Source organism: Escherichia sp. S10b (assembly GCF_028421345.1).
Lineage (GTDB): Bacteria > Pseudomonadota > Gammaproteobacteria > Enterobacterales > Enterobacteriaceae > ECMA0423.
The window spans coordinates 1-956 of the sequence record NZ_JAHZSO010000096.1; the positions used below are offsets into that span (position 1 = coordinate 1).

Below are 956 nucleotides of genomic sequence, written 5' to 3' on the forward strand. Positions count from 1 at the left end.
GCTCTGCGGTTTCGCCATTCACGGTGCGGTGCGTGAGGCGGTCTGCTTCGTCATAGTGCCAGTGGGTGACCAGCCCCTCATCCTCGCTGCGGATAAGTTTGCCGGTCAGGTCGTGGTGATAACGCTGTGTGCGGCCGTCAAAGCCGGTTTCCTGTATCAGCCGGTCGAGTACATCGTAACGGAAGGTGGTGTGGCTGCCGTTTTCACTGGTCAGGCGGATGACCCGTCCGGCAGCATCGTATTCCATACTGCGCGTCAGACCGCCCTGCGTGGTACAGATGGCTTTTCCCCACGCATCGTACTGTGTCCCGTTTCTGCTGCCGTCCGGGGCAATGACGGTGGTCAGGTCACCGGCGGCGTTGTATTCATACCGCGTTTCATGGCCCTGCGTGTCTTTCACGGCAATTAACTGTCCACGGCTGTCGTATGCGCGGTACTGACTCAGCCCTTCCTCGCGGTGCACCGCCGTCACCTGACCAAAACGGTCATGGTCATAGCGGGTTACATAACCGGAACAGTCAGTGAAGCTCAGCAACTGACCGTAACGGCTCCACGTCATGGTTTTCCGGCTGCCGGTGGCATCGTCCGTTGCGCAGGGGAGGTCACTGTGTGGATTATCATAACGGTAGCGGGTGATATCGCCGTCAGGGGCGGTTTCCTGAATCAGACGTCCGTACTCATCATATTTGCGGCGCATTTCCAGCCCGTCTGGCCCGGTGGCTGACGTTAACTGGCTGTGGTGGTTATAGTAAAACGCCGATGCCCTGCCATCCGGCGTGGTGATGCGCGTGATGAGGCCCGTCACCACATCCGGGCTGTACTCTGTTGTCCGGCCTGCGGCATCCGTCTGTGCCTTAAGCCTGCCCACCGCATCAAACTGACTCTGCGTGACGCTGCCGTCCGCGTGTTCCTTTTTCACCACCCGCTTCAGCCCGGCTTCGCCCTGCGTGTGCAGC

General features: G+C 59.9%; 1 pseudogene. It reads right to left on the bottom strand.

Annotation, left to right across the window (positions count from 1 at the left end):
- A pseudogene (locus FTE26_RS07240) lies at positions 1–956 on the bottom strand (RHS element protein); the annotation flags it as partial.